Origin of the sequence: Methylobacterium indicum, assembly GCF_001043895.1 — a bacterium.
In the GTDB taxonomy this organism is placed as follows: domain Bacteria; phylum Pseudomonadota; class Alphaproteobacteria; order Rhizobiales; family Beijerinckiaceae; genus Methylobacterium; species Methylobacterium indicum.
In genome coordinates, this window is record NZ_JTHF01000216.1 from 1 (window position 1) to 4,375 (window position 4,375).

Here is a 4,375-nt window from a genome sequence, read left to right on the forward strand (position 1 = left end):
TGAGCTGGCGGGAGAGCGGCGCCACGATGGTGCAGGTCACGCCCTCGCGCGGGAAGCTCAGGTCCACCGTGCCGTCGAGCTCGCGGGCGAGGCTGCGCTCGATCAGCCGGGAGCCGAAGCCGGTGCGGGTCGGAGGGTCGACCGGCGGGCCGCCGCTCTCCCGCCAGCTCAAGGCGAGCCGCCGCTCGGCGACGCGCCACGACAGGGCGACCCGGCCCGCCGGCACCGAGAGAGCGCCGTACTTGACCGCGTTGGTGGCGAGCTCGTGCAGCGCCATGGCGATCGAGAGGGCGATGCGGGGCGGCAGGCGGACCGCCGGACCCGAAGCGGCGAAGCGGGGCTGGGGGCCGTCATGGGGGGCGAGCGCGTCCTTGACCACCTCGGCGAGTTCCGCCCCCTCCCAGCTCTCGCGGGTGAGCACGTCGTGGACCCGCGCCAGGGCGATCAGGCGGGCCTCGAAGGCGGCCTTCGCCGCGTCGGCGGATGCTCCCCGGATGCCGCGCAGGCTCTGCATCGCGATCGACTGCACGGTGGCGAGCGTGTTCTTCACCCGGTGATTCAGCTCGTGCACCAGGAGGCGCAGGTGCTCCTCGGCCCGTTTGCGCTCGGTCACCTCCTGGTGGATGCCGATCACCCGGCGCGGCCGGCCGCCGGCATCGCGCTGGACGATCGCCTGGGCGCTGACCCAGCGGGTGCCGTTGCCGTGCGGCGTCTCCGCCTCGGGCCGGATCCGGAACTCGGTCCGGTACGGAGCTTGCTCGGCCAGGAGGGCGGACAGCGCCGCCTCGATGCGGGCCCGGTCCTCCGGATGCACCGCACGGGTCCAGCCCTCGTGCGAGAGCGGGGCCTGGCCGAAGATCTCGGCCGAGCGGGCCGAGAGGCGGTGCTGCCCGGTCGCGAGGTCGATCTCCCAGGTGCCGAGCCGCCCGGCGGCCAGCGCCAGCCGCAGGCGCTCCTCGCCCTCGCGCAGGGCGAGCTCCGCCCCCTTGGCCTCGGTGATGTCGACGTTGCAGCCGGTATAGCCGAGGAAGCGGCCGTGGTCGTCGAGGCGCGCCACGCCCTCGCACAGGATCCAGCGTGTCGCCCCGTGCCGGTCGATCACCCGGGTCGCGTGCCGGAACGGCGTGCGGGCCGCGAAGGCCCGGACGAACGCCTCCTCGAAGCCGGCGAGATCGTCCGGGTGCAGGATCTCGCGCCAGCGTCCCCGCGTCAGCGCCTCGACCGAGCGACCGAACAGGTACTCGTAATGCATGTTGACGAAGACGATTTCGCCCTCGGCGTCGGTCATCCAGATCAGGGCCGGGGCGGAATCGGCCATGTGGCGGAAGCGCGCCTCGCTCTCGCGCAGGGCGACGAGGCTGCGGCTCTGCTCGGCCAGCGCCTGGTCGCGCTCGGCGATGCGCCGGCGCAGGCTCTGGGAGGCGTCGGCCAGCACGTCGGCGAGCTGGCGGATCTCGCGGATCGGGGTCGAGACCCGGGGCACCGGATGGCCGGCGGCCAGCGCCCCGCCGGCCGTGGCGAGCTGGCGCAAGGGCCCGGCGACCCGCGTCCAGAGACGCACCGCCAGGAACGAGGAGGCGGCCAGCGCCAGGAGCCCGAACCCGCCGAAGGCGAGGATCCAGTGGCGCAACGGCGCCTCGACCCGCTCCCGCAGGATGCTGGCGCCGACGGCCCAGCCCGTGGCCCGGACCGGGGTCTCGACGTAGAGCACCGGCTGCCGGCGCCGGTCGACGCCCTCCCAGATGCCGTCGGCGGCCGTCGGGCGCCCGCGCAAGGCGGCCAGCATCGGCTGGCCCGCCAGGGCCGCGTGATCCTCCGAGCGGGCGAGCAGGAGGCCCGCGCGGTCGACGATGCCGGTGGTCCAGCCCGGGGCGAGGTCCTGGACCAGGATCTGGCGCAGCCGCTCCACCGGCACGGTGACGCTGAGCACGTAGGCCGGCGCTCCATCGACCATCACCGGCACCGCCACGTCGAAGGTCGGTGGCCGCCCGGGGGCGCCCATCCTGACGCCGCCGACCACCGGCCGGCGCGTCGCCAGGACCTCGGCATCCTCCGTATGCGGGTCCTGCGGGACCGGCGCGCCGGGCGCCAGCGCAGTGTTGAGGAGCTGCGTCCCGTCCGGCCGGCGCAGGGACAGGTCGAGCCCCGTCGTCTCCCGCACCGCCCGGGCCTGCATCTCGAAGCCGTCGAGCCCGCTCTTGCGCAGGCGCGGCGAGGCCGCGAGGGTCTGGAGCACCGAGACCAGCCCGGCCATGTCCCGGTCGATGGTGAGCGCGATGCCGCGCACGCTCTCGCGCGCGTCCTGCTCGAAGCGGACCCGGTCCAGGGCGGCGTAGCGGCCGAGCAGGATCGCGGTGAACAGCAGCCCCGGCCCGATCAGGGCGATCACGAAGGCGACGAGGTAGACCTGCGTCGACAGCCCGTCCCGGCGCAGGGCCTTCAGGCGGCGGCGGATCATGGCATCGGCCCGGCGGCGCCCGGGCGGCGCGGTCGGGTCAAGGCGTCGGGCCCCGTCGATCGGCCGCGTCGACGTCGCTCGCCCGGTCGACGTTGGTCCGGTCGACATTGGTCCGGTCGACATTGGTCCGGTCGACGTGGGCCCGGTCGATGTGGCCGAGGTCGCGGCCGGGGTCGATCCGGTCGCGCACCCGCTGCTTGAGGGCCTTGATGTCGGGAAATCCCCCGTCGCGCTTGCGCTCCCAGATCAGGGCGTCGTCGCAGGTGATCGCGAAGGCGCCGCCGCTCCCGGGAATCAGCGCCACCTCGCCGACCGCATCCCGGAAGGTCGAGAGCAGCTCCTGCGCCATCCAGCCGGCCCGCAGCAGCCAGTTGCACTGCGTGCAATAGGTGATGGCGATGCGGGGTTTTGCGGCCTGTGGGCTTGGGGTCTCTTGGCTCGGGGCCTGTCGGCTCGGGGCTGTGTCGCTCATCTCGTGCAAGACTCCGCCCCCGATACCCCCGGTTGTCAACCGGGTCTCCGCGCCGCGCGATCCGGCCGACGAGCTCACGCGAGCTGGCGCAGCACCAGGAGGCTCACCGCCACGCCCGCGATGCCGGCCGCGACAGACACCGCGACGTAGGCCAGGGCCGCCCCGTGGGCGCCGCGCTCCCAGAGCAGGAAGGCCTCGAGCGAGAAGGTCGAGAAGGTGGTGAAGCCGCCGAGTACGCCGGTGGTGAGGAAGAGGCGCAGCGCCTGCGGTCCTCCGCCCCGGGCGGCGAACCAGCCGGTGAGCACTCCCATCATGATCGAGCCGACGACGTTGATGACCATCGTCCCGAACGGGAAGCCGCTGCCCGCCCGCGCCGCCCACAGGTTGACGCCGTGGCGCAACGCCCCGCCGAGGCCGGCACCGAGAAAGACCACCAGGTAGCTCATCGCCGCGACGCCTCCGTCGATTCCGCGCGGCTTCTGCCATGCTCCGCCGCCGAGGGCGAGAGGCCGGACGGGCTGGGCTCGCCCGCGCGACTGCGGCCCGCTGGCCGCACACGGTTCCATTCGGTGCGAAACCGCCACACTTCGTCACGCGAGTGTCACGCAACCGCCCCATCGCTGCCGCAACGTGATCCCGGGGGCGAATCGTGACCACCATCTCCATCCGTGCCGCCGTCGCGGCGGGCGGCCTTCTGGCGAGCGCGGGGCTCGCGCAGGCCCAGTCGCTCGACGTGCGGGTGCCGAACCTGCAGCGCACCGACGATCCGGTCTCGGTCGCGGCCGGCGGCACCGTGGTGGTCAACCAGGGCCTTCAGGGCGTCGGCCGGCTGCCGGCCACCACCCGCGACTTCCTCGGCGATTCCCTGGGCTCGTTCTCCTCGCTCGCCGTCGATCTCGCGACCTGGCGGCGCAGCGGCGACACCTACACGGGCACGCTCTACACGCTGCCCGACCGCGGCTACAACAATCCCGACGGCGGGCTGTTCAGCGACTATGCGGGGCGGCTCAACCGCTTCACCCTGAGCTTCACGCCCTATACGGGCACGGCCCTGCCGCAGGCCACGACCTCGCAGCGCCAGGTCACCCTGACGCCGGACGGCGGCATCGTGCTCACCGATGCCAAGGGCCAGCGCTTCAGCGGCCTCGACCCGGCCGCCGGTACCACCACGCAGCTCGGCGCCGTCCTGCCCTCCGCCGCCACCGGCCCGAGCGCCGGGCGCATCAGCCTCGACGCCGAGGGGCTGGCGCGCCGCCTCGACGGCTCGTTCTATGTCAGCGATGAGTACGGCCCGAACGTCTACTACTTCAACCGCAGCGGCCAGCTGCAGGGCGTGCTCGGCATCCCGGCGGCGCTCCAGCCGGTGACGAACGGCCAGCCCAACTTCAACTCGGTGAGCCCGCCCGATACGGGCCGGCGCAACAACCAGGGCCTCGAGGCCCTGG

General features: G+C 73.8%; 3 protein-coding genes and 1 pseudogene. 1 reads left to right on the forward strand and 3 read right to left on the reverse strand.

Features of this window, described 5'->3' with window-relative positions:
• The 3 genes and pseudogenes from QR78_RS23760 to crcB all read right to left on the reverse strand — a co-directional run.
• On the reverse strand, positions 1-2,458 hold a 2,458-nt coding region (locus QR78_RS23760), incomplete at its 3' end, for a sensor histidine kinase (protein WP_048430067.1).
• Positions 2,459-2,597: 139 nt separating this feature from the next.
• Positions 2,598-2,930, reverse strand: a pseudogene (locus QR78_RS23765) (Rdx family protein); the annotation flags it as partial.
• 74 nt (positions 2,931-3,004) lie between these two features.
• Positions 3,005-3,376, reverse strand: a complete 372-nt coding sequence (gene crcB / locus QR78_RS23770; RefSeq protein ID WP_048430068.1) for a fluoride efflux transporter CrcB — start codon at positions 3,374-3,376, stop codon at positions 3,005-3,007.
• Between the two features lie 203 nt (positions 3,377-3,579).
• Between crcB and QR78_RS23775 the strand changes: the two genes are divergently transcribed.
• The coding region (locus tag QR78_RS23775; RefSeq protein ID WP_244278497.1) for an esterase-like activity of phytase family protein at positions 3,580-4,375 on the forward strand (796 nt) is incomplete at its 3' end.

What these genes read in the sequence shown, in the direction of transcription:
- crcB (WP_048430068.1), bottom strand. Translation starts at nt 3,376, where the DNA reads ATGAGCTACCTGGTGGTCTTTCTCGGTGCCGGCCTCGGCGGGGCGTTG.